Below are 18,973 nucleotides of genomic sequence, written 5' to 3'. Positions count from 1 at the left end.
CCACACGCTCCCTTCACGCCATTGTGCGTCGCCTCGCCTGCAACTGTGTGTAGGCCATTTCCGCACCCCAAAAAAAAAAGGGCTGGCGCAGGCGCCAGCCCTTTTAACCTTGGAGAACTCTTGCTGCCAGGAATGCAGGGCCAACCTTGACCGCAGACTCCTTAGAAGCGCCAGCCCAGACCCACGCCCACCAGAACGGGGTCCACCTTGAAGGTGCCCAGCTTGGCACCGCCTGCGCTCACGTCGGTCTTGATGTAGACCTTCTTCACGTCGAAATTCAGGTACAGGTTCTTGGACAGCGGAATGTCCACACCGGCTTGCAAGGCGGGGCCAAAGCTGTTGCGGTCAATGTCCACACCAGCGGGCAGGTGCAGGCCGGAGAAGCGCGTGTAGTTCAGGCCCGCACCCACGTAGGGCTTAAAGCCGGCTACGTCAAAGTGGTATTGCACAGTGAGCGTGGGAGGCAGGTGCTTGAGCGTGCCGATGGCAGCGCCGCCCGCACGCAGGGTGTGTTTCTGGGGGACGGTGAGGATCAGCTCGGCGGCGATGTTCTTATTGAAGAAGTAGGTGATGTCTACTTCAGGGATGGTCTTGTCGTTGACCGTCAGGCCCAGCGGTGTGCTGTCCTTGTTGGCGCTGTCAAGGTTGACAACGCGCGCGCGGACCATCCAGGGGCCTTCTGCTTGTTGCGCCAGCGCAGCGCCAGAAGACAGAACACACAGAGCGGCTACAGCCAGCAGAGTTTTTTTCATGGTGATTTCGCATCGGTTGGACGGGGACGACCCCCGTGCATGTATTGAACCGCTGCATCCACCCGCCGACCTTGCCCTATCTCAAGACCTCCGTACTAACCCTTAGACCTAGATCAAGGCATACCCATTCTCACGCTGTGGACTTGCCGCGCAGGCGCTGCACCAGCGTGACACCGGCCAGCACCAGCCCCCCGGCCACGATGCCCACCACCGCGTTGAGCAGATTCTCCACCACCACCTTCCACAACCCGCCCGTCGGCCATTGGCCTGCTGCGGCAGCTACGCCCTCTACAGCATGGTGCAGCACCGGAACGCCATGCACCAGGATGCCACCGCCCACCAGAAACATCGCCGCCGTGCCAGCAATGGACAGGCCCTTCATGAGCCAGGGAGCAGCGCGCAGGATGCCTGCCCCCACGGCACGGGCCGCGCTGCTGGCCTTGTTGTTGAGCCACAGGCCCAGGTCATCGAGCTTGACGATGCCCGCTACCAGGCCATACACACCGATGGTCATGATGATGGCGATGCCCGACAGCACGGCCACCTGCTGGGTAAACGGTGCATTGGCCACGGTGCCCAGCGTGATCGCGATGATTTCAGCCGACAGGATGAAGTCGGTGCGCACCGCGCCCTTGATCTTGTCCTTTTCAAAGGCTACCAGGTCCACCGCCGGGTTCGCATTGGCCTTGGCATGGCTTTCGTGCTCGGCCTCATCCTGGTGCTGGGCATGCAGCAGCTTGTGCGCCACTTTTTCAAAGCCCTCAAAACACAAAAAAGCGCCCCCCACCATCAACAAAGGCGTGACCGCCCAGGGCGCAAACGCGCTGATCAGCAGCGCGGCAGGCACCAGGATGACCTTGTTGATCATGGAGCCCTTGGCCACGGCCCACACCACAGGGATTTCGCGCTCGGCCCGCACCCCGGTGACCTGCTGGGCATTGAGTGCCAGGTCATCCCCCAGCACACCGGCCGTCTTCTGGGCGGCCACCTTTGTCATGACCGACACGTCATCGGCCATGGCAGCGCTCTTCTTGGCCGCCACCTTGGTCATGAGGGCCACGTCGTCGAGGATGGTGGCGATATCGTCCAACAGGGCAAGCAGGCTGCCAGTGGCCATGGGGAATCCTTGAAATAAGTCAGTACAAAATCGGCGGGCATGCCGCCATGCGTGCGCCGGACTATAGCAACGCCCAGGCCAACGGCGCCGCGCGGCACAGACCCCTCGATCTGGGCGGCCCTTGCACGACCTGTTTCCCACTGGTGGGCCGCCCCTTGCTCAGCACAGCGATGGATGGCGCGAATGCCGCCCCGCACAAAGCGCATACTCGCGCCCTCACCCATCACCTCTGGGGTCCTGGAGCATGTGCTCTTATTCGGGCTTCATGCCCAAGCCATGCCCGGCTACCTCACCAAACACGAAGACATCGCCATCACTGGCGCAGCCGACCTGATCATTCGATCATTGCTCGACAGGCAACAGTTCTCTGATCCACTGGGAGCCGCCGAGGCGCTTGGCATATCGTCGGCCGCGTGGCCCCTGTTCGGCCTGCTTTGGCCATCGGGGGCACAGTTGGCACAACGCATGGCCAGCCGCCCTTTGCTGACCGGCGAGCGCGTGCTGGAGATTGGCTGTGGCCTGGGCCTGGCAAGCCTGGTGTGCCACCGGCGCGGCATGGATGTGACCGCCAGCGACTGCCACCCGCTGGCACCAACGTTTCTGCTGGAGAACCTGCGGCTCAACGGCCTGCCGCCCCTCAAATACCGCACGGGCCAGTGGGGCGCGGACGCCGCCGCGGGAACAGGCGCGGTACAAGGTCAGTTCGACCTCATCATGGGCAGCGATGTGCTGTATGAACGCGACGCCCGCGCCTCGCTGGCCAGTTTTCTGGACCGCCACGCCGGCCAGGGCGCGCAGATCTGGATCGTGGACCCGAACCGGGGCAACCGCTCTACCTTCCACAAGCAGATGGCAGTGCACCGGTTTGAAGTGGTGGAAGAGCGCCTGGACCACCCGGCCCTGGAAGACCGCCCGGCCTACAAGGGCCGCCTGCTGATCTACCAACGCAAGATGGGATGAGCCCCTGAGCCGCCGGGAGCACCTCCCCCGAGGGGGGCTAGGCCCTCGTTACGGAGCAGCCCTTGGCTTGCCGCCTTTCACCCGCGCCGCCCACCTTTCTCAATGGTTGGCTCCACGAAAAAAGGCCGACCCCATGAGGGACCGGCCTTTTGGCAACAACCGCCGCAGCGGTGCAGATGATCAGCGCCGGATCAGCCTACCCACTTGCGCGCGTTGCGCCAAATGCGCATCCAGCCGCTGTACTGCGCCTTGTCTTCACTCGTCCAGCTCATCTGCACGTTGCGGAACACGCGCTCGGGGTGCGGCATCATGGCCGTGAAGCGGCCGTCGGCCGTGGTCACCGCCGTCAGGCCGCCTGCGCTGCCGTTGGGGTTGAAGGGGTACTGCTCCGTCGCGCGCCCGTGGTTGTCCACGTAGCGCATGGCGGCAATGGCCTTGTCGGCGTTGCCCCGGTACTTGAAGTTGGCATAACCCTCGCCATGCGCCACAGCAATCGGCAGTCGGCTGCCGGCCATGCCTTGCAGGAACAAGCTGGGTGATTCGAGCACTTCCACCAGCGACAGGCGGGCTTCGAAACGCTCGCTCTGGTTGGTGGTGAAGCGTGGCCAGTCCTGCGCGCCGGGGATGATGTCGGCCAGCTCGGCAAACATCTGGCAGCCGTTGCAAACACCCAGGCCAAACGTATCGGTGCGGCCAAAGAAGCCCTGGAACTGCGCGGCCAGCACGGGGTTGAAGGTGATGGACCGCGCCCAGCCGATGCCCGCGCCCAAGGTGTCGCCGTAGCTGAAGCCGCCGCAGGCCACCACGCCCTTGAAGTCTTCGAGCTTGACGCGGCCAGTCTGCAGGTCGGTCATGTGCACGTCATAGGCCTCAAAGCCTGCTTCCGTGAACGTGTAGGCCATCTCGATGTGCGAGTTCACACCCTGCTCGCGCAGGATGGCGACCTTGGGTTTGGCGAGGTTCAGGTATGGCGCCGCCACGTTGTCAGTGGCGTCGAACGTGAGGTGCACGTGCATGCCGGGGTCGGTGGGCTCGCCCGCTGCGGCGTGTTCGGCATCGGCATTGGCGGGGTTGTCGCGCTGCTGGCAAATCTTCCAGCTCACAGCGTCCCACACCTGGTGCAGGTCGGCCAGCGGCGCACTGAATACGGCCTTGGCATCGCGCCAGACCTGCAATTCGCCCTTGCCTGCGTCGATCTCGGACGATGCAGGACGCGTTTTGCCGACGAAGTGGCTGAACTTGGACAGGCCATGCTCGCGCAGGGTCTGCATCACGTCGTTGCGCTCGGCCGTGCGCACCTGCAGCAACACACCCAGTTCCTCGTTGAACAGGGCTTTCAGCGTGAGCTCTTCGCGGCGAGCCCCCACCTGGCCTGCCCAGTTCTTGGCATCGCCCGTGTCCATGCGGCTGTCGCTGATGCCGTCGCCTTCAGTGACCAGCAAATCCACGTTCAGCGCCACGCCCACATGGCCCGCAAAGGCCATTTCGGCGGCAGCCGCCAGCAGGCCGCCGTCGCTGCGGTCGTGGTACGCCAGGATCTGGCCCTTGGCGCGCAGTGCGTTCACGGCGTTGACGAGGTTGACCAGGTCTTTCGGGTCGTCCACATCGGGTACCAAATCGCCGCTTTGCTCCAGCGTCTGGCCCAGGATGCTGCCGCCCATGCGGCTCTGGCCCTTGCCCAGGTCGATCAGCACCAGGGTGGTGTCGGCCTCGGTGGCGTTGAGCTGGGGCGTGAGCGTGCCACGCACGTCGGACAGCGAAGCGAATGCGCTCACGATCAGGCTGACGGGCGAGGTAACTTTCTTCTTCTCAGAACCTTCGCTCCACTGCGTGCGCATGGACAGGCTGTCCTTGCCCACGGGGATGCTGATGCCCAGCGCAGGGCACAGCTCCATGCCCACGGCCTTCACGGTTTCGTACAGCGCGGCGTCTTCGCCGGGCTCGCCACACGCGGCCATCCAGTTGGCCGACAGCTTCACGCGCGGCAGCTCGATGGGGGCGGCCAGCAGGTTGGTGATGGCCTCGGCCACGGCCATGCGGCCTGAAGCCGGCGCGTTGATGGCGGCCAGCGGCGTGCGCTCGCCCATGCTCATGGCCTCGCCCGCAAAGCCCTTGTAGTCGGCCAGGGTCACGGCGCAATCGGCCACGGGCACCTGCCAGGGGCCGACCATCTGGTCGCGGTGGCTCAGGCCACCCACGGTGCGGTCGCCAATGGTGATGAGGAAGCGCTTGGAGGCTACCGTGGGGTGGGCCAGCACGTCGATCACGGCTTTTTGCAGCGGCACGCCGGTCAGGGCCATGGGTGCGAATTCGCGCACCACCGTCTTCACATCGCGGTGCATCTTTGGCGGCTTGCCCAGCAGCACGTTCATGGGCATGTCCACGGGCAGCTTCTGATCGTCGGCCGTAGCAGCAGGGTCGTGCAGCACCAGCTGGCGCTCTTCGGTGGCCGTGCCGATCACGGCAAACGGGCAGCGCTCGCGCTCGCAGAAGGCCTTGAACTGTTCCAGCGACTCGGGCGCGATGGCTAGCACGTAGCGCTCTTGCGATTCGTTGCTCCAGATTTCCTTGGGCGCCATGCCCGACTCTTCGAGCTGCACGGCACGCAGGTCAAAGCGCGCGCCCCGGCCTGCGTCATTGGTCAGTTCGGGGAAGGCGTTGGACAAGCCACCCGCACCCACGTCGTGGATGGCGAGGATCGGGTTGGCCGCGCCCTGCGCCCAGCAGTGGTTGATGACCTCTTGCGCGCGGCGCTCGATCTCGGGGTTGCCGCGCTGCACCGAGTCAAAGTCCAGCTCGGCCGCGTTGGTGCCCGTGGCCATGGAGCTGGCGGCGCTGCCGCCCATACCGATGCGCATGCCGGGGCCGCCCAGCTGGATCAGCAGCGAACCGGCGGGAAACTCAATCTTCTTCGTCAGCTCGGCATCGATCACGCCCACACCGCCCGCAATCATGATGGGCTTGTGGTAGCCGCGCTGCACGCCGCCGACTTCTTGCTCGTATTCGCGGAAGTAGCCGTTCAGGTTGGGGCGACCAAACTCGTTGTTGAACGCGGCGCCGCCCAGGGGCCCTTCGACCATGATCTGCAGCGGGCTGGCAATGTGCTCGGGCTTGCCCACGGTGCTGCCCCAGAGCTTGGACACCGTGAAGCCCGTGAGGCCCGCCTTGGGCTTGGAGCCGCGGCCGGTGGCGCCTTCATCACGTATCTCGCCGCCTGCGCCGGTCGATGCGCCGGGGAAGGGCGAGATGGCCGTGGGGTGGTTGTGGGTTTCCACCTTCATCAGCACATGCTGGGTAACGCTACTCTTTTGATAGCTATTGGCGCTTGATGGATCAGCGCCAGATCCCATTTTTGCCACAAACCGCTCGACCTGGTGACCTTCCATCACCGAGGCGTTGTCCGAATACGCGATCACCGTGTGCTGGGGCGCCAGCTGGTGTGTGTTGCGGATCATGCCGAACAGGCTCTTGTCCTGCGCCACGCCGTCGATGGTGAACTGCGCGTTGAAGATCTTGTGGCGGCAGTGTTCGCTGTTGGCCTGCGCGAACATCATCAGCTCCACGTCGGTGGGATTGCGCGCGAGGCCCGTAAAGGCAGTCACAAGGTAGTCGATTTCATCGTCAGCCAGCGCCAGGCCAAAGCGGGTGTTGGCGGCCTCCAGGGCAGCGCGGCCGCCGGCCAGCACGTCCACATGCTCCATGGGCGCGGGCTGCAGTTCGGTGAACAAAGCAGCGGCGGCGCTGCGGTCGGCCACCACCGATTCGGTCATGCGGTCGTGCAGCAAGGCGGCCACCTGGCCCAGCTGCTCGGCCGCCAGCTCAGGGGTTTTGCCCAGCAGACCGGATTTGAGGCTGATGCGGTATTCGGTGATGCGCTCGACCCGGCGGATGGCGATGCCGCAGTTGCGGGCGATGTCGGTGGCCTTGGAGGCCCAGGGCGACAGCGTGCCCAGGCGGGGCGTGACGATGAGCACGGCGCCGTCTTCGGAGCCCGCATAAGGGTCGCCGTAGGTCAACAGCGCGGCCAAACGTTCTTGCTCAGTGGGTGTAGGGGCCGCGTCGGTAGCGACCAGGTGCACAAAACGCGCTGCAATGCCGCTGATCTTGGGGTGGATCGCCTCCAGGGCGGGTTGAAGTTGCTGGGCGCGGAAGGAGCTGAGGGCGTTGCCGCCCGCCAGCGTGGTCATGTGCAAGGTCACGGTAGCGGCCTGTTGGGGGGTGTCAGGGGTAGAGGGTGGCTCCGGGCGCCAGCGTGCAGCCAGGACCGGAGCCCGCTATTTTACCGGGCATGGCCGCACCGCCTGCGCGGCGCGGGGGCCAATGGGATAATCCGGGGATGAGCATCACCATCAAAAGCGCTGAGGACATCGAGGGCATGCGCCTGGCCTGCCGTCTGGCCTCCGAAGTACTGGACTACATCGCCCCCCACATCAAGCCCGGCATCACCACCAAAGAGATCGACCGCCTGGGCGCCGAATGCATGGCACAGCAGGGCACCATCTCGGCCACCGTGGGCTACCAGCCACCGGGTTATCCACCCTACCCGGCCTCGCTGTGCACCTCGGTCAACCATGTGGTGTGCCACGGCATCCCCAACGACAAGCCTTTGAAGAAGGGTGACATCGTCAATGTGGACGTGACTGTGATCACCAAGGACGGCTGGTATGGCGACAACAGCCGCATGTACCTGATCGGCGAATGCTCGATCGCCGCCAAGCGGCTGTCGGCCATCACGTTCGATGCCATGTGGCACGGCATCGTGCAGGTCAAGCCCGGCGCGCATCTGGGCGACATCGGCCACGCCATCCAGAAGTATGCCGAAGGCCAGGGCTTTTCCATCGTGCGCGAGTTCTGCGGCCATGGCATTGGCAAAAAATTCCACGAAGAGCCTCAGGTGCTGCACTACGGCCGCCCCGGCACGCTCGAAGAACTGGTGCCCGGCATGGTGTTCACCATCGAGCCCATGATCAATGCGGGCCGCCGCGAGGTAAAAGACTTTGGTAACGACGGTTGGACCATCGTGACCAAGGACCACAGCCTGTCAGCCCAGTGGGAGCACACGGTGCTGGTTACCGAAACAGGCTATGAAGTCATGACGCTGTCGGCAGGCTCGCCGCCGCTCCCGGCATTTGTGACCGCGACCAAGACCTGACCCGCTCGCCGGCCCCTGCCAGCCGGCTCGCACAACTCTTGCATGGCTTTTTGCATGGCCCTTCTTCAGCGCGACCTTCGACGACCATGACCAAAATCCATGCCCTGCCTGAAGTGCACGTCCTGCGGGACGCCTACCGCAGCGACAAAGCGGCGCTGCTGGCCGCCATGAAAGCGACGGGGGCCTCCACACGCGGCATCCGGGTGCTGCTGCGCAAGCTGTCCACCCTGGCAGGCACCCTGCTGCAAACGCTGTGGCAGCGCGCCGAACTGCCTGCCGACATGGCCCTGGTGGCGGTGGGCGGTTTCGGGCGCGACCAGCTCTTTCCTTATTCGGATGTGGATGTACTGCTGCTGATGCCCGATGGTGCGGCGCCCGAGGCGGGCAGCGCACTGCGCACCCAGCTCGAAGGTTTCATCGGCAGCTGCTGGGATGCGGGGCTGGAGATTGGCTCCAGCGTGCGCACGGTAGCCGAATGCCTGGCCGAAAGTGCGGGCGATGTCACCGTGCAGACCTCCCTCCTTGAATCACGCCTCGTGTGCGGCAACGCAGCGCTGTTTGAAGACTTCCAGCGACAGTACCGCACGCAGATGAATCCCCAGGCGTTTCTGGTGGCCAAGACACTGGAGATGCGCCAGCGCCACAACAAGTACGAGAACACGCCCTATTCGCTGGAACCCAACTGCAAAGAGTCTCCTGGCGGGCTGCGCGACCTGCAGATGATCTTGTGGGTCTCCCAGGCCGCGGGGCTGGGCCGCAACTGGAAAGAGCTGGCCGCCAGCGGCATGGCCACCGCGTTCGAGGTGCGCCAGATCGAGCGCAACGAGGCGGTGCTGTGCCTCATCCGTGCGCGCCTGCATGCCGCCGCAGGGCGGCATGAAGACCGGTTGGTGTTTGACCTGCAGACCGCCGTGGCCGAGTCGTTTGGCTACCGCTCACAGGCGCCCGACGGATCGCGGCTGCCCATGCGCGCCAGCGAGAGCCTCATGCGGCGCTACTACTGGGCGGCCAAGGCTGTATCGCAGCTCAGCCAGATCCTGCTGCTGAACATCGAAGAGCGCCTGAATCCCTCGACGCACGAGCCGCGCCCCATCAACGAGCGCTTCTTCGAAAAGGCTGGGCTCATCGAGGTGGCCAGCGATGACCTTTACACGCGCGACCCACACGCCATCCTCGAAACCTTTTTGCTCTACCAGACCACGGTGGGCCTGAAAGATCTGTCAGCCCGCACCTTGCGTGCGCTGTACAACGCACGCGGCGTGATGGATGGCGCTTTCCGCCGCGACCCGGTCAACCGCGACAACTTCATGCGCATCCTGCAGCAGCCGTCGGGCATTACGCATGCCATGCGGCTGATGAACCAGACCTCGGTGCTGGGCCGCTACCTGTGGGCGTTTCGCGGCATCGTCGGGCAGATGCAGCACGACCTGTTCCACGTGTACACGGTGGACCAGCACATCCTGATGGTGCTGCGCAACGTGCGCCGCTTCTTCATGGCCGAGCACGCGCACGAGTACCCCTTTTGCTCGCAGCTGGCTGGCGGCTGGGACAAGCCGTGGATCCTGTACATCGCCGCACTCTTCCATGACATTGGCAAAGGCCGTGGGGGCGACCACTCGCAGATCGGTGCCGTGGAAGTGCGCCGCTTTTGCCGCCAACACGGCGTCGCCCGCGAGGACGCAAAACTCGTCGAATTCCTGGTCAGCGAACACCTGTCGATGAGCCGCATCGCCCAAAAGGAAGACCTGAGCGATCCCGACGTGATCGCCGCGTTCGCGCAGCGCGTAGGCAACGAACGCTATCTCACCGCGCTGTACCTGCTCACCGTAGCCGACATCCGTGGCACCAGTCCCAAGGTGTGGAATGCGTGGAAGGGCAAACTGCTGGAAGACCTGTACCGCGCCACGCTGCGCACCCTGGGCGGCCGGGCGCCCGACGCTGCCGCCGAAATCGAGGCCCGCAAGCGCGAGGCGCTGGTGCTGCTGGCCCTGAGCGCCCTGCCCTTCGAGGCACACAAGGCCCTGTGGGCCACACTGGACGTGAGCTACTTCATGCGGCACGAGGCTGCCGACATCGCCTGGCACACGCGCCACCTGTCGCGCCATGTCGGCACGGCAAAGCCTGTGGTGCGCGCGCGCCAGTCGCTGGCAGGCGACGGGCTGCAGGTGATGGTGTATGCGGCCGACCAGGCCGATCTGTTTGCGCGCATCTGCGGATATTTCGACCGCGCAGGGTTTTCCATCCTGGATGCCCGCGTGCACACCGCGAACAACGGCTATGCCCTCGACACCTTCCAGGTGGTGGCCTCATCGCAGCCGGGGCACTACCGGGAGCTGACGCACATGGTCGAAAGCGATCTGGTGCGTGTGATCGAGGCCGGTGGCCCGCTGCCCGAGCCCGCCCGCAAGCGGGTCTCGCGCCGGGTCAAGAGTTTTCCGGTGGCGCCGCGCGTCACCCTGCGACCCGACGAAAAGGCCCAGCGCTGGCTGCTGGCCATCTCAGCCAGCGACCGGGCGGGCCTGCTCTACCTGGTGGCCCGTATCCTGGCGCAGCACCACCTGAGCGTGCAACTGGCCAAGGTCAGCACCTTGGGGGAGCGGGTGGAAGACACCTTCCTGATCCAGGGCCCCGAGCTGCAGAACAACGCCCGCCAGATCGAGATCGAGACCGAGCTGCTGCGCGAACTGTCCGCGTGAGCCACGCTCGACAAAATGCCATCTTTTTAATAGCAACCAGAGCTTTACCAGAAAGCGCTAGCGGCCTTTTTTGACATATGGCACCTTGATCAGCTTCAGCAACCACGCGTACGAAGCCCTCACCCACAGCAAGATCTATCCCGGTGCAGGTACACCGGTGACAGATGTGTGCCTGTCAAGCGGAGGCATCAGTCGTCCTCGTTGGCGCTGATCTCCGGGAACAGCACTTCGGTAAAGCCGAACTGCGTGAAATCGCGCACCCGCATGGGGTAGAGCTTGCCGATGAGGTGGTCGCATTCGTGCTGCACCACCCGGGCATGAAACCCTTCCACCGTGCGGTCGATCGGGTCGCCATACGGATCAAACCCGGTATAGCGAATGCGCGACCAGCGGGGCACCTTGCCGCGCAACCCTGGCACCGAAAGGCAACCTTCCCAGTCCTCATCCTCCTCATCACCAAGGGGCATGATGACCGGGTTGAGCAAGACGGTGGGAGGGACCACGGGCCGGTCCGGGTAGCGTGGATTGCGCTCGCCAGATCCAAAAATCACGAGCTGCAGATCCACGCCGATCTGCGGCGCCGCAAGTCCCGCTCCGTTGACAGACTGCATGGTCTCGAACATGTCGCGCACCAGAAGGTGAAGCGCATCGGTATCGAATTCAGTGACAGGCTGGGCAACACGCAGCAGGCGCGGATCGCCCATCTTCAGGATGGTGTGGATGGTCATCGAAGGTGCATTCAGGTCAAGTGAAAAGCGGCGCATGCGCTGCTGCGGCAGCATAGCGCGTGCGCACGCGCAGGCGCCGCCGCCGGGGCATTCACAATAACGGACATGCCCCAGCCCCCCACCGAGTCCCACGAAGACGCCGCGCCGCCACTGCGCACCCTGCCCTGGCCCGTGCGCTGGCTGCTGCTCGCATTTGCCGTGCTGTGCCTGGTCATGGGCATCATCGGTGTGATCGTTCCCGGACTGCCGACCACGGTGTTCATCCTCATGGCGGCCTGGGCCGCAGCCCGCAGCTCGCCACGGCTCTACCGCTGGCTGTGGAACCATCGCTTGTTCGGCCCCCTGCTTCGCAACTGGGCCCAGGGCGGCAAGGTCAGCCGGCGGGCCAAGTGGAGTGCCACACTGCTGATGGCGCTGAGCGGCATCGTGCTGTTCGCCACGGGCACCCGGCCGTGGGTGGTGGGTATCGCCATCACCTCCATGGTTTGCGTGGCAGCCTGGCTGTGGCACCGCCCCGAGCCCTGAAGCCCACCCTTCCCCTCACCGGAGTAGTGAAAGTTGGCCGTCATTCGCACACCTCGGCACGCGACCGCAACACCACGCAAGAACACGCCGTCAAATCTTCGGAGCCCCAATTTTTATGTATATAATCTAAGTCTTGTTCCTCGATAGCTCAGTCGGTAGAGCGCCGGACTGTTAATCCGTAGGTCCCTGGTTCGAGCCCAGGTCGAGGAGCCAAGAATTTTGCAGGCCCTGCATGTGTACGCGGGGCCTTTTACATACCGATCATTCCTCGATAGCTCAGTCGGTAGAGCGCCGGACTGTTAATCCGTAGGTCCCTGGTTCGAGCCCAGGTCGAGGAGCCAGCCAAGAAGCCCGCCATGTTCACGCATGGTGGGCTTTTTCATTCATACGCCTCAAGAAAATCCACCACCCCTGTGCCTGCCTGACAATACAGTTCTTTGTCATGACTTGCACAAAACTGGCCCAGCCAAGCGGCTCATCCCAATGCGAGGCGGCCGTTGCACGCCGATTTGCGCAAGTCCTATTTGTATTGCAACCCCATGCCCCCGCAACTGCCTTGGCTGGAGCTTGAAGATCCGCTACCCGACCCTGCGAAAGCATGGGGACCCGACGACCCCGCCCCCGGACTCCTGGCTGCCGGTGGCACGCTGGATGTAGCGCATCTGCGAGCGGCGTATGCCCAGGGCACGTTCCCCTGGTACGGCCCGGGGCAACCCATCTTGTGGTGGGCTCCCGATCCACGCATGGTCTTGCCCGTGGCGAACTTCCGACTCCATCGCTCGCTTCGCAGGACCCTGCAGGCATTCCGAGCAAATACAGCCTGCGAGATCCGCATAGACCACAACTTCCTGGACGTGATCACAGCCTGCGCCAGCAAGGAGCGCGACGGGCAGGCGGGCACCTGGATCGTGCCCGAGATGGTTGAAGCCTACACCCGCCTCCATGCAGCGGGCAGTGCTCATAGCGTTGAAACCTGGATCGATGGAAAACTGGCAGGCGGCCTGTATTGCGTCGCACTGGGGCAGGCAGTGTTCGGTGAATCGATGTTCGCCCACGCTACCGATGCATCGAAAATCGCGCTTGCAGCCCTGGTGGCCTTGTGCCGCCGCCAGGGTGTGGCAATGATTGATTGCCAACAGAACACCCGGCACCTGGCCTCATTGGGAGCCCACGAAATCTCGCGAGCCCAGTTCCTGTCTCACATACAAAACGCACTGGACCAGCCCGCCCTCTCGTGGTCGTTTGAACCCGTATACTGGAACGAGCTGCAGCCCTTCACGGCGCCCACGGCATGACGCAACTCAATGACCTACCACTGCAGACCCTGCAGTTCTACGCGACAGCCCCTTACCCCTGCAGTTATCTGCCGGACAGGCAGGCACGGTCGCAGGTCGCCACGCCCAGCCACCTGATCCAGAGCGATGTGTATTCCGATCTCGTGGCCAAGGGGTTTCGCCGCAGTGGCATGTTCACTTACCGCCCCTATTGCGATGGCTGCCAGGCCTGCACCCCCTTGCGCGTGCTGGTGAACGAGTTTCAGCCGGATCGGAGCCAGCGGCGCGCTACCGTGCGGCACGGCAACCTGCAGGCACGGGTATTGCGCCTGTGTTTTGTACCCGAGCACTATCAGCTGTATCTGCGCTACCAGAACGGCCGCCATGCGGGCGGCGGCATGGACCATGACAGCATCGACCAGTACACGCAGTTTCTGCTGCAAAGCCGGGTGAACTCACGTCTGGTGGAGTTCCGCGAAACAGATGGCACAACAGGAGAGCCCGGCGCGCTCAAGATGGTGTCCATCCTGGACGTGCTCGACGACGGGCTTTCGGCGGTCTACACCTTCTACGAACCCGAGCCACATTGCAGCTACGGCACCTACAACGTGATGTGGCAGATTGCCCAGGCACGCTCCCTGGAGTTGCCCCATGTGTACCTGGGCTACTGGATCGAGGCCAGCCCCAAGATGAACTACAAGGCGCGCTTTCACCCCCATGAGATCCGGACCGATGGCCAATGGCATCGCGCCAGACTGGGCGCGAATCAGTGCGGATGAATGCAGGCTTGCATTTCACAAGATAAAATGCTGCGGCCGTCACTGCATCGCCGTCCATGAAAAAAAACGATCCCAGCATCCCCGTCAAACCCAGCGTTCAGGTGCTTGAACGCATGTTTACGCTGATCGATGTTCTGGCGTCACGCGAAGAGGCAATATCTCTCAAGGAAATCAGCGAGAAAACAGGGCTGCACCCGTCCACCACGCACCGCATCCTGAACGACCTCACGATTGGCCGTTTCGTGGATCGGCCAGAATCGGGGAGCTACCGACTGGGCATGCGCCTGCTGGAACTGGGCAACCTCGTAAAAGCGCGCCTGAGCGTGCGCGATGCAGCCCTGACCCCGATGCGCAATCTTCACAAGCTGATCCAGCAGCCAGTCAATCTCAGCATGCGCCAGGGCGACGAGATTGTGTATGTCGAACGTGCCTACAGTGAACGCTCCGGCATGCAGGTGGTGCGCGCCATTGGCGGACGGGCCCCTCTGCACCTTACCTCCACAGGCAAGCTATTTCTGGCCCTGGACGACCCCCAGCGCGTGCGGGCCTACGCCACCCGAACCGGTCTGGCCGGACACACCCGCAACAGCATCACCCAATTGCCCATCCTGGAGCGTGAACTCGCCAAAGCGCGCCAGTACGGTATTGCCCGCGACAACGAAGAGCTGGAACTGGGCGTGCGCTGCATGGCCGCTGGCGTCTACGATGACCAAGGCAAGCTGGTAGCCGGACTGTCCATATCAGCACCCGCTGATCGACTGGACGAAGGATGGCTTCCCAAGCTCCAAGCCACGGCCAACGAGATTTCTCTGGCTCTGGGTCACACACCCAGCATGGAAGCGTCGGCATCCGGTGATGCGGGTTTGCGTCCGGGACTTCGCTGAGCCTCGGGACACAACAGCTACCGCAGCCGCAGCCGGGCCTGATCCTTGCAAAAAAACCGACGCGGGCAGTGATGCCCGGTCGGCCGGTGGATCCATCAAATCAGCGCACAAGGCAGTCGGCACGAAATCCCGCCGACGCTACCAGCACCAAATGCTTGGCGCACCAGGGAAGGATGTACAAGCTACAGGATTAACTGCCTCACCCATTGGACCCTGCACGGGCCTGCAAAGGCGCCGTCAATGACGGCATCGACTCCACCCAATGGCGCACACGCTCAGCATCACCCAGGCGGCTGAATTTGCCCGCCGAATCCAGAAACACCATGATGAGCTTGCGCCCGGCAATCTGGGTTTGCATCACCAGGCAGCGCCCTGCTTCCGAGATGTAGCCGGTTTTCTGAAGGCCAATGTCCCAGGTGGGGTTTTTTACCAGCCCGTTGGTGTTGTTGTACTGCAATGTTTTGGGACCCACTGCCACCTCATATCCCGGTGACGTGGACAGTTCGCGCAGCAGGGGATCACCATGCGCCACATTCACCAGGGTAGCCAGGTCACGTGCGCTGGACTGGTTGCGGCTGGAAAGGCCGGTTGGCTCAACATAACGGGTATCGGTCATGCCGAGCAGGCGGGCCTTGACATTCATCTGCACAACAAACGCTTCGAGGCCACCAGGGTACGTACGACCCAGCGCATGCGCTGCGCGGTTCTCGCTGGACATGAGCGCCAGGTGCAGCATCTCGCCCCGGGTCAACGTAGAGCCCACGGTCAGGCGCGAGCGGCTGCCTTTTTCGGTGTCAACGTCATCCTGGGTGATCGTAATGGGCTCATCCATCGGCAGCTTGGCCTGGGAAATCAGCAAGCCCGTCATAAGCTTGGTCAGGGACGCAATGGGAAGCACTGCCTGATCATTCTTGCTGAGCAGGACTTCATGCGTGTCCTGGTCGATCACGAGTGCGACGCTGGACTTCAGATCCAGCGGATCACTCACCTCATGCAGCCCCGCCATTTGCCCGAACGACTGCTTGGCAGGCACAAAGGCCACACGGGTCGGCGCCTTGGCGGTCTTGGCCGTGACACGCACGGCCCGGGTATTGGTAGCGACCTTGCGGGCCGGAGCAGCGCGCTTGGCATTGGCCGAACTGACTTGCTGCTTTTTGGCTGGCGCCTTGGAGCGCTCCCCTGAGTGCGCAATCGGCACAACCAGCGCCGTACTGACGACGACAAAGCCCAAAAGCTGGAAAAAACGGGTCACTGCGGCGCGGTGGCGATGGTGCATCAAAGTGCTCCAAACGGTAATAAGTGTTGAGCAGTGTACAGAATCAAAAAAAGTCGCGCAAGATCAATACCTTGCGCGACTTTCCAAGAAAGTGAATGAAATTATAAATTGATCATTCAACCCTGTGCAGCCACCCGGTCAGCTTTACTTTGTAACTTGTTCAGCGCACTCAGATAGGCCTTGGCCGAAGCGACCACGATATCGGGGTCTGCTCCCACGCCGTTGACCACGCGGCCACTGTTCTGCAGGCGCACGGTGACCTCGCCTTGGCTCTCTGTCGAGCCGCTGATGGCGTTCACCGAGTACAGCACCATCTCCGCACCACTCTTCACATGCGATTCGATGGCCTTGAGTGAGGCATCCACAGGGCCGTTTCCTTCGGACTCGCCCCGCACCTCCTGGCCGTCTACCGTAAAGACAATGCGTGCTCGGGGGTGCTCACCCGTTTCGCTTTGCTGGAACAGAGAGACAAAGCCATATTGTTCCCTTTCGCTGGTCACGCTCTCATCACTCACCAGCGCCAGGATGTCTTCGTCAAAAATCTCGCTCTTGCGATCGGCCAGCTCCTTGAAGCGCGTGAAAGCGGTGTTGACTTCGGTTTCACTGTCCAGGCTCACACCCAGTTCCTGCAGGCGCTGCTTGAAGGCGTTGCGGCCGCTGAGCTTGCCCAACACGATCTTGTTGGCGCTCCAGCCCACATCCTCGGCACGCATGATTTCGTAGGTATCGCGCGCCTTGAGCACGCCATCCTGGTGGATACCACTGGCGTGCGCAAAGGCATTGGCCCCCACCACGGCCTTGTTCGGCTGCACCACGAACCCCGTGGTCTGACTGACCATTCGGCTGGCCGCAACGATGTGCTGGGTATCAATGTTGAGATCGAGGTTGAAATAGTCGCGGCGGGTCTTGACCGCCATCACCACCTCTTCGAGAGAACAGTTGCCAGCGCGCTCACCCAGACCATTGATCGTGCATTCCACCTGGCGCGCGCCGCCAATCTTCACACCGGCCAGCGAATTGGCCACGGCCATGCCGAGGTCGTTGTGGCAGTGCACGGACCAGATGGCCTTGTCGCTGTTGGGAATGCGCTCGCGCAGGGTCTTGATGAAGTTGCCGTACAGCTCGGGGATGGCATAGCCCACGGTGTCGGGCACATTGATGGTCGTGGCACCCTCGGCGATCACAGCTTCGAGCACGCGGCACAGGAAGTCTGGGTCGCTGCGGTAGCCATCTTCGGGGCTGAACTCAATATCTCCCACCAGGTTGCGCGCAAAACGCACCGACTGCTTGGCCTGCTCCAGCACTTGCTCTGGCGTCATGCGCAGCTTCTTTTCCATGTGCAGCGGGCTGGTGGCAATGAACGTATGGATGCGCGCGCTGTTCGCCCCTGCAAGCGCTTCTGCTGCGCGGGAAATGTCGCGGTCATTGGCGCGCGACAGCGAGCAGATGGTGGACTCCCTGATGGCATTGGCTATCGCCTGCACCGCCTCGAAATCTCCGTTCGAGCTGGCCGCAAAACCGGCTTCGATCACGTCCACCTTCAGGCGCTCCAGCTGGCGGGCAATGCGCAGCTTCTCATCCTTGGTCATCGAGGCGCCGGGGGACTGCTCGCCATCGCGCAAGGTCGTGTCGAAAATGATGAGTTTGTCAGCCATGTTGTTTCTCCTGATACTGGTGGGGTGGAATTGGCCCGCAACACTAAAAATCTGGCGCCCAAAACAAAAGGCCCGTTGCGGGTGCATACGGGCCTTTGTGGAAAAAGTGTGCGCGTGCGCCTACTGTCTCCGCCCGTAGGGAGGTAGCAGTAGAGCCAGTGCAAACGAATTCATGCGGTGCAATGTAGCACAACTGGCCAGACATCATTCCAATCACTTGTGCAGTCCACGTTCGTCCGGTTCGTCCGTCGAGGTGCTGATCACGCTGCTGTGCTGTCCTTTGGCCTTGCGCCAGGCGTACACGCCGTAACCGCTCAGGCCGTAGAACACGAACACACCAAACAGCACGATGGGCGGGTGGATGTTGATGATGGCAATGCCCAGCGCGATCAACACAATGGCTGCAAAAGGCACGCTCTTTTTCATCTGCACATCCTTGAAGCTGTAGAACGGCACATTGGTCACCATGGTGAGCCCCGCGTACAGCGTGAATGCGAACATGATCCAGGTCGTCTGACTCCAGGTCAGCCAGTGGTCTTCACCAGGATGCACGCCCAGCTCGGTCATCAGCCAGATGAACCCCGCCACCAAAGCTGCAGCGGCTGGCGAAGGCAGCCCCTGAAAATAGCGCTTGTCCACCACGCCGGTATTCACATTGAAGCGCGCCAAGCGAAGCGCGGCACAGGCACAGTACACAAATGCGGCAATCCAGCCCCAGCGGCCCAGCCCCTGGAGGGACCACTCATAGGCGATCAGGGCAGGCGCCGCCCCAAAGGACACCATGTCGGAAAGCGAATCCATCTGCTCGCCAAACGCACTCTGGGTATTGGTCATGCGCGCTACCCGACCATCGAGGCTATCGAGCACCATCGCACAAAAAACGCCCACGGCCGCCATGTCGAAACGGCCATTCATAGCCATCACGATCGAATAGAAGCCCCCAAACAATGCCGCCAGCGTGAACAGGTTGGGCAGGATGTAGATGCCCTTGCGCCGTTTGCGCACCATCACACCGGGGTTGTCGGTGGATTCATTGCCGTCATGCATTAAATTGACCTCCAGCGCTTGCCCATATTGCGTGAGCAGCTATTAAATTTATAGTATCCGGCAACTCCCGCTTCACAGACAGATCGCCGCGCGCCATCAAGGCGAAGGTCGCAGTGTAGCGCCTGCCA

At 62.8% G+C, this 18,973-nt stretch carries 14 protein-coding genes and 2 tRNA genes; 9 read left to right on the top strand and 7 right to left on the bottom strand.

The genetic code is table 11. The features are described from left to right. Positions 1-161 precede the first annotated feature (161 nt). Together AC2YJX_RS19825 and AC2YJX_RS19820 are read right to left on the bottom strand one after the other, a co-directional pair. Entirely contained in the window at positions 162-752 is a 591-nt protein-coding gene (locus tag AC2YJX_RS19825) for an OmpW/AlkL family protein (protein WP_487257049.1), read from the bottom strand. Positions 753-882: 130 nt separating this feature from the next. After that, positions 883-1,869 carry a DUF808 domain-containing protein gene (locus AC2YJX_RS19820; protein WP_436130034.1) on the bottom strand — a complete coding sequence of 329 codons (987 nt, stop codon included), beginning with the start codon at positions 1,867-1,869 and terminating at the stop codon, positions 883-885. Positions 1,870-2,145: 276 nt separating this feature from the next. Between AC2YJX_RS19820 and AC2YJX_RS19815 the strand changes: the two genes are divergently transcribed. Beyond that, the gene (locus tag AC2YJX_RS19815) at positions 2,146-2,829 is read left to right on the top strand and encodes a class I SAM-dependent methyltransferase (protein ID WP_121419814.1); all 684 of its coding nucleotides are present in this window, start codon (positions 2,146-2,148) and stop codon (positions 2,827-2,829) included. 191 nt (positions 2,830-3,020) lie between these two features. On the opposite strand, the gene purL is transcribed toward AC2YJX_RS19815, so the two are convergent. Beyond that, positions 3,021-7,028, bottom strand: coding sequence for a phosphoribosylformylglycinamidine synthase (gene purL, locus AC2YJX_RS19810; protein ID WP_487257048.1), 4,008 nt, complete (start codon positions 7,026-7,028; stop codon positions 3,021-3,023). Between the two features lie 137 nt (positions 7,029-7,165). Here purL and map point away from each other — a divergent pair, with 137 nt between their 5' ends. Both map and AC2YJX_RS19800 read left to right on the top strand, forming a co-directional pair. Then, positions 7,166-7,981, top strand: coding sequence for a type I methionyl aminopeptidase (map, locus tag AC2YJX_RS19805; RefSeq protein ID WP_487257047.1), 816 nt, complete (start codon positions 7,166-7,168; stop codon positions 7,979-7,981). 86 nt (positions 7,982-8,067) lie between these two features. Continuing rightward, positions 8,068-10,677, top strand: coding sequence for a [protein-PII] uridylyltransferase (locus AC2YJX_RS19800; RefSeq protein ID WP_487257046.1), 2,610 nt, complete (start codon positions 8,068-8,070; stop codon positions 10,675-10,677). A 188-nt stretch (positions 10,678-10,865) separates the two neighbouring features. Here the strand turns inward: AC2YJX_RS19800 and def are convergent, their stop codons facing one another. Further along, positions 10,866-11,405, bottom strand: a complete 540-nt coding sequence (gene def, locus AC2YJX_RS19795; protein ID WP_218299770.1) for a peptide deformylase — start codon at positions 11,403-11,405, stop codon at positions 10,866-10,868. A gap of 105 nt (positions 11,406-11,510) precedes the next feature. Between def and AC2YJX_RS19790 the strand changes: the two genes are divergently transcribed. The 6 genes from AC2YJX_RS19790 to AC2YJX_RS19765 all read left to right on the top strand — a co-directional run bounded on the left by AC2YJX_RS19790 (position 11,511) and on the right by AC2YJX_RS19765 (position 14,867). Next, positions 11,511-11,930 (top strand): YbaN family protein, encoded by a 420-nt coding sequence (locus AC2YJX_RS19790; RefSeq protein ID WP_055393793.1) that lies wholly within the window; start codon positions 11,511-11,513, stop codon positions 11,928-11,930. A gap of 137 nt (positions 11,931-12,067) precedes the next feature. Further along, positions 12,068-12,143 (top strand) — tRNA-Asn (locus AC2YJX_RS19785). Between the two features lie 52 nt (positions 12,144-12,195). After that, positions 12,196-12,271 (top strand) — tRNA-Asn (locus AC2YJX_RS19780). 198 nt (positions 12,272-12,469) lie between these two features. After that, complete coding sequence (aat, locus tag AC2YJX_RS19775; RefSeq protein ID WP_487257045.1) at positions 12,470-13,225, top strand: leucyl/phenylalanyl-tRNA--protein transferase; 756 nt, start codon at positions 12,470-12,472, stop codon at positions 13,223-13,225. Next, positions 13,222-13,983, top strand: a complete 762-nt coding sequence (locus AC2YJX_RS19770) for an arginyltransferase (protein ID WP_487257044.1) — start codon at positions 13,222-13,224, stop codon at positions 13,981-13,983. Before aat ends, AC2YJX_RS19770 begins: the two co-directional genes overlap by 4 nt. Positions 13,984-14,039: 56 nt before the next feature. After that, positions 14,040-14,867: an IclR family transcriptional regulator gene (locus AC2YJX_RS19765; protein WP_055393786.1), complete on the top strand. Its 828-nt coding sequence runs from the start codon at positions 14,040-14,042 to the stop codon at positions 14,865-14,867. 199 nt (positions 14,868-15,066) lie between these two features. On the opposite strand, the gene pbpG is transcribed toward AC2YJX_RS19765, so the two are convergent. The 3 genes from pbpG to pssA form a co-directional block, all read right to left on the bottom strand. Continuing rightward, positions 15,067-16,143 carry a D-alanyl-D-alanine endopeptidase gene (pbpG, locus tag AC2YJX_RS19760; protein WP_121506717.1) on the bottom strand — a complete coding sequence of 359 codons (1,077 nt, stop codon included), beginning with the start codon at positions 16,141-16,143 and terminating at the stop codon, positions 15,067-15,069. A gap of 116 nt (positions 16,144-16,259) precedes the next feature. Beyond that, positions 16,260-17,798, bottom strand: coding sequence for a 2-isopropylmalate synthase (locus AC2YJX_RS19755; RefSeq protein WP_121419808.1), 1,539 nt, complete (start codon positions 17,796-17,798; stop codon positions 16,260-16,262). Between the two features lie 213 nt (positions 17,799-18,011). Beyond that, a complete protein-coding gene (gene pssA, locus AC2YJX_RS19750) occupies positions 18,012-18,845 on the bottom strand; it encodes a CDP-diacylglycerol--serine O-phosphatidyltransferase (RefSeq protein WP_055393781.1) in 834 nt (277 codons plus the stop codon). Positions 18,846-18,973 lie beyond the last annotated feature (128 nt).

Source organism: Acidovorax sp. SRI_002 (genome assembly GCF_057586455.1).
Note: the sequence above shows the minus strand (reverse complement) of the source record. Positions and strands in the feature narration are given on the sequence as shown.

Excerpts from the sequence above, each read along its gene's own strand:
- AC2YJX_RS19825 (WP_487257049.1), bottom strand. The coding sequence starts at position 752 with ATGAAAAAAACTCTGCTGGCTGTAGCCGCTCTGTGTGTTCTGTCTTCT.
- AC2YJX_RS19820 (WP_436130034.1), bottom strand. The coding sequence starts at position 1,869 with ATGGCCACTGGCAGCCTGCTTGCCCTGTTGGACGATATCGCCACCATC.
- AC2YJX_RS19815 (WP_121419814.1), top strand. The coding sequence starts at position 2,146 with ATGCCCGGCTACCTCACCAAACACGAAGACATCGCCATCACTGGCGCA.
- map (WP_487257047.1), top strand. The coding sequence starts at position 7,166 with ATGAGCATCACCATCAAAAGCGCTGAGGACATCGAGGGCATGCGCCTG.
- AC2YJX_RS19800 (WP_487257046.1), top strand. The coding sequence starts at position 8,068 with ATGACCAAAATCCATGCCCTGCCTGAAGTGCACGTCCTGCGGGACGCC.
- def (WP_218299770.1), bottom strand. The coding sequence starts at position 11,405 with ATGACCATCCACACCATCCTGAAGATGGGCGATCCGCGCCTGCTGCGT.
- AC2YJX_RS19790 (WP_055393793.1), top strand. The coding sequence starts at position 11,511 with ATGCCCCAGCCCCCCACCGAGTCCCACGAAGACGCCGCGCCGCCACTG.
- aat (WP_487257045.1), top strand. The coding sequence starts at position 12,470 with ATGCCCCCGCAACTGCCTTGGCTGGAGCTTGAAGATCCGCTACCCGAC.
- AC2YJX_RS19770 (WP_487257044.1), top strand. The coding sequence starts at position 13,222 with ATGACGCAACTCAATGACCTACCACTGCAGACCCTGCAGTTCTACGCG.
- AC2YJX_RS19765 (WP_055393786.1), top strand. The coding sequence starts at position 14,040 with ATGAAAAAAAACGATCCCAGCATCCCCGTCAAACCCAGCGTTCAGGTG.
- pbpG (WP_121506717.1), bottom strand. The coding sequence starts at position 16,143 with ATGCACCATCGCCACCGCGCCGCAGTGACCCGTTTTTTCCAGCTTTTG.
- AC2YJX_RS19755 (WP_121419808.1), bottom strand. The coding sequence starts at position 17,798 with ATGGCTGACAAACTCATCATTTTCGACACGACCTTGCGCGATGGCGAG.
- pssA (WP_055393781.1), bottom strand. The coding sequence starts at position 18,845 with ATGCATGACGGCAATGAATCCACCGACAACCCCGGTGTGATGGTGCGC.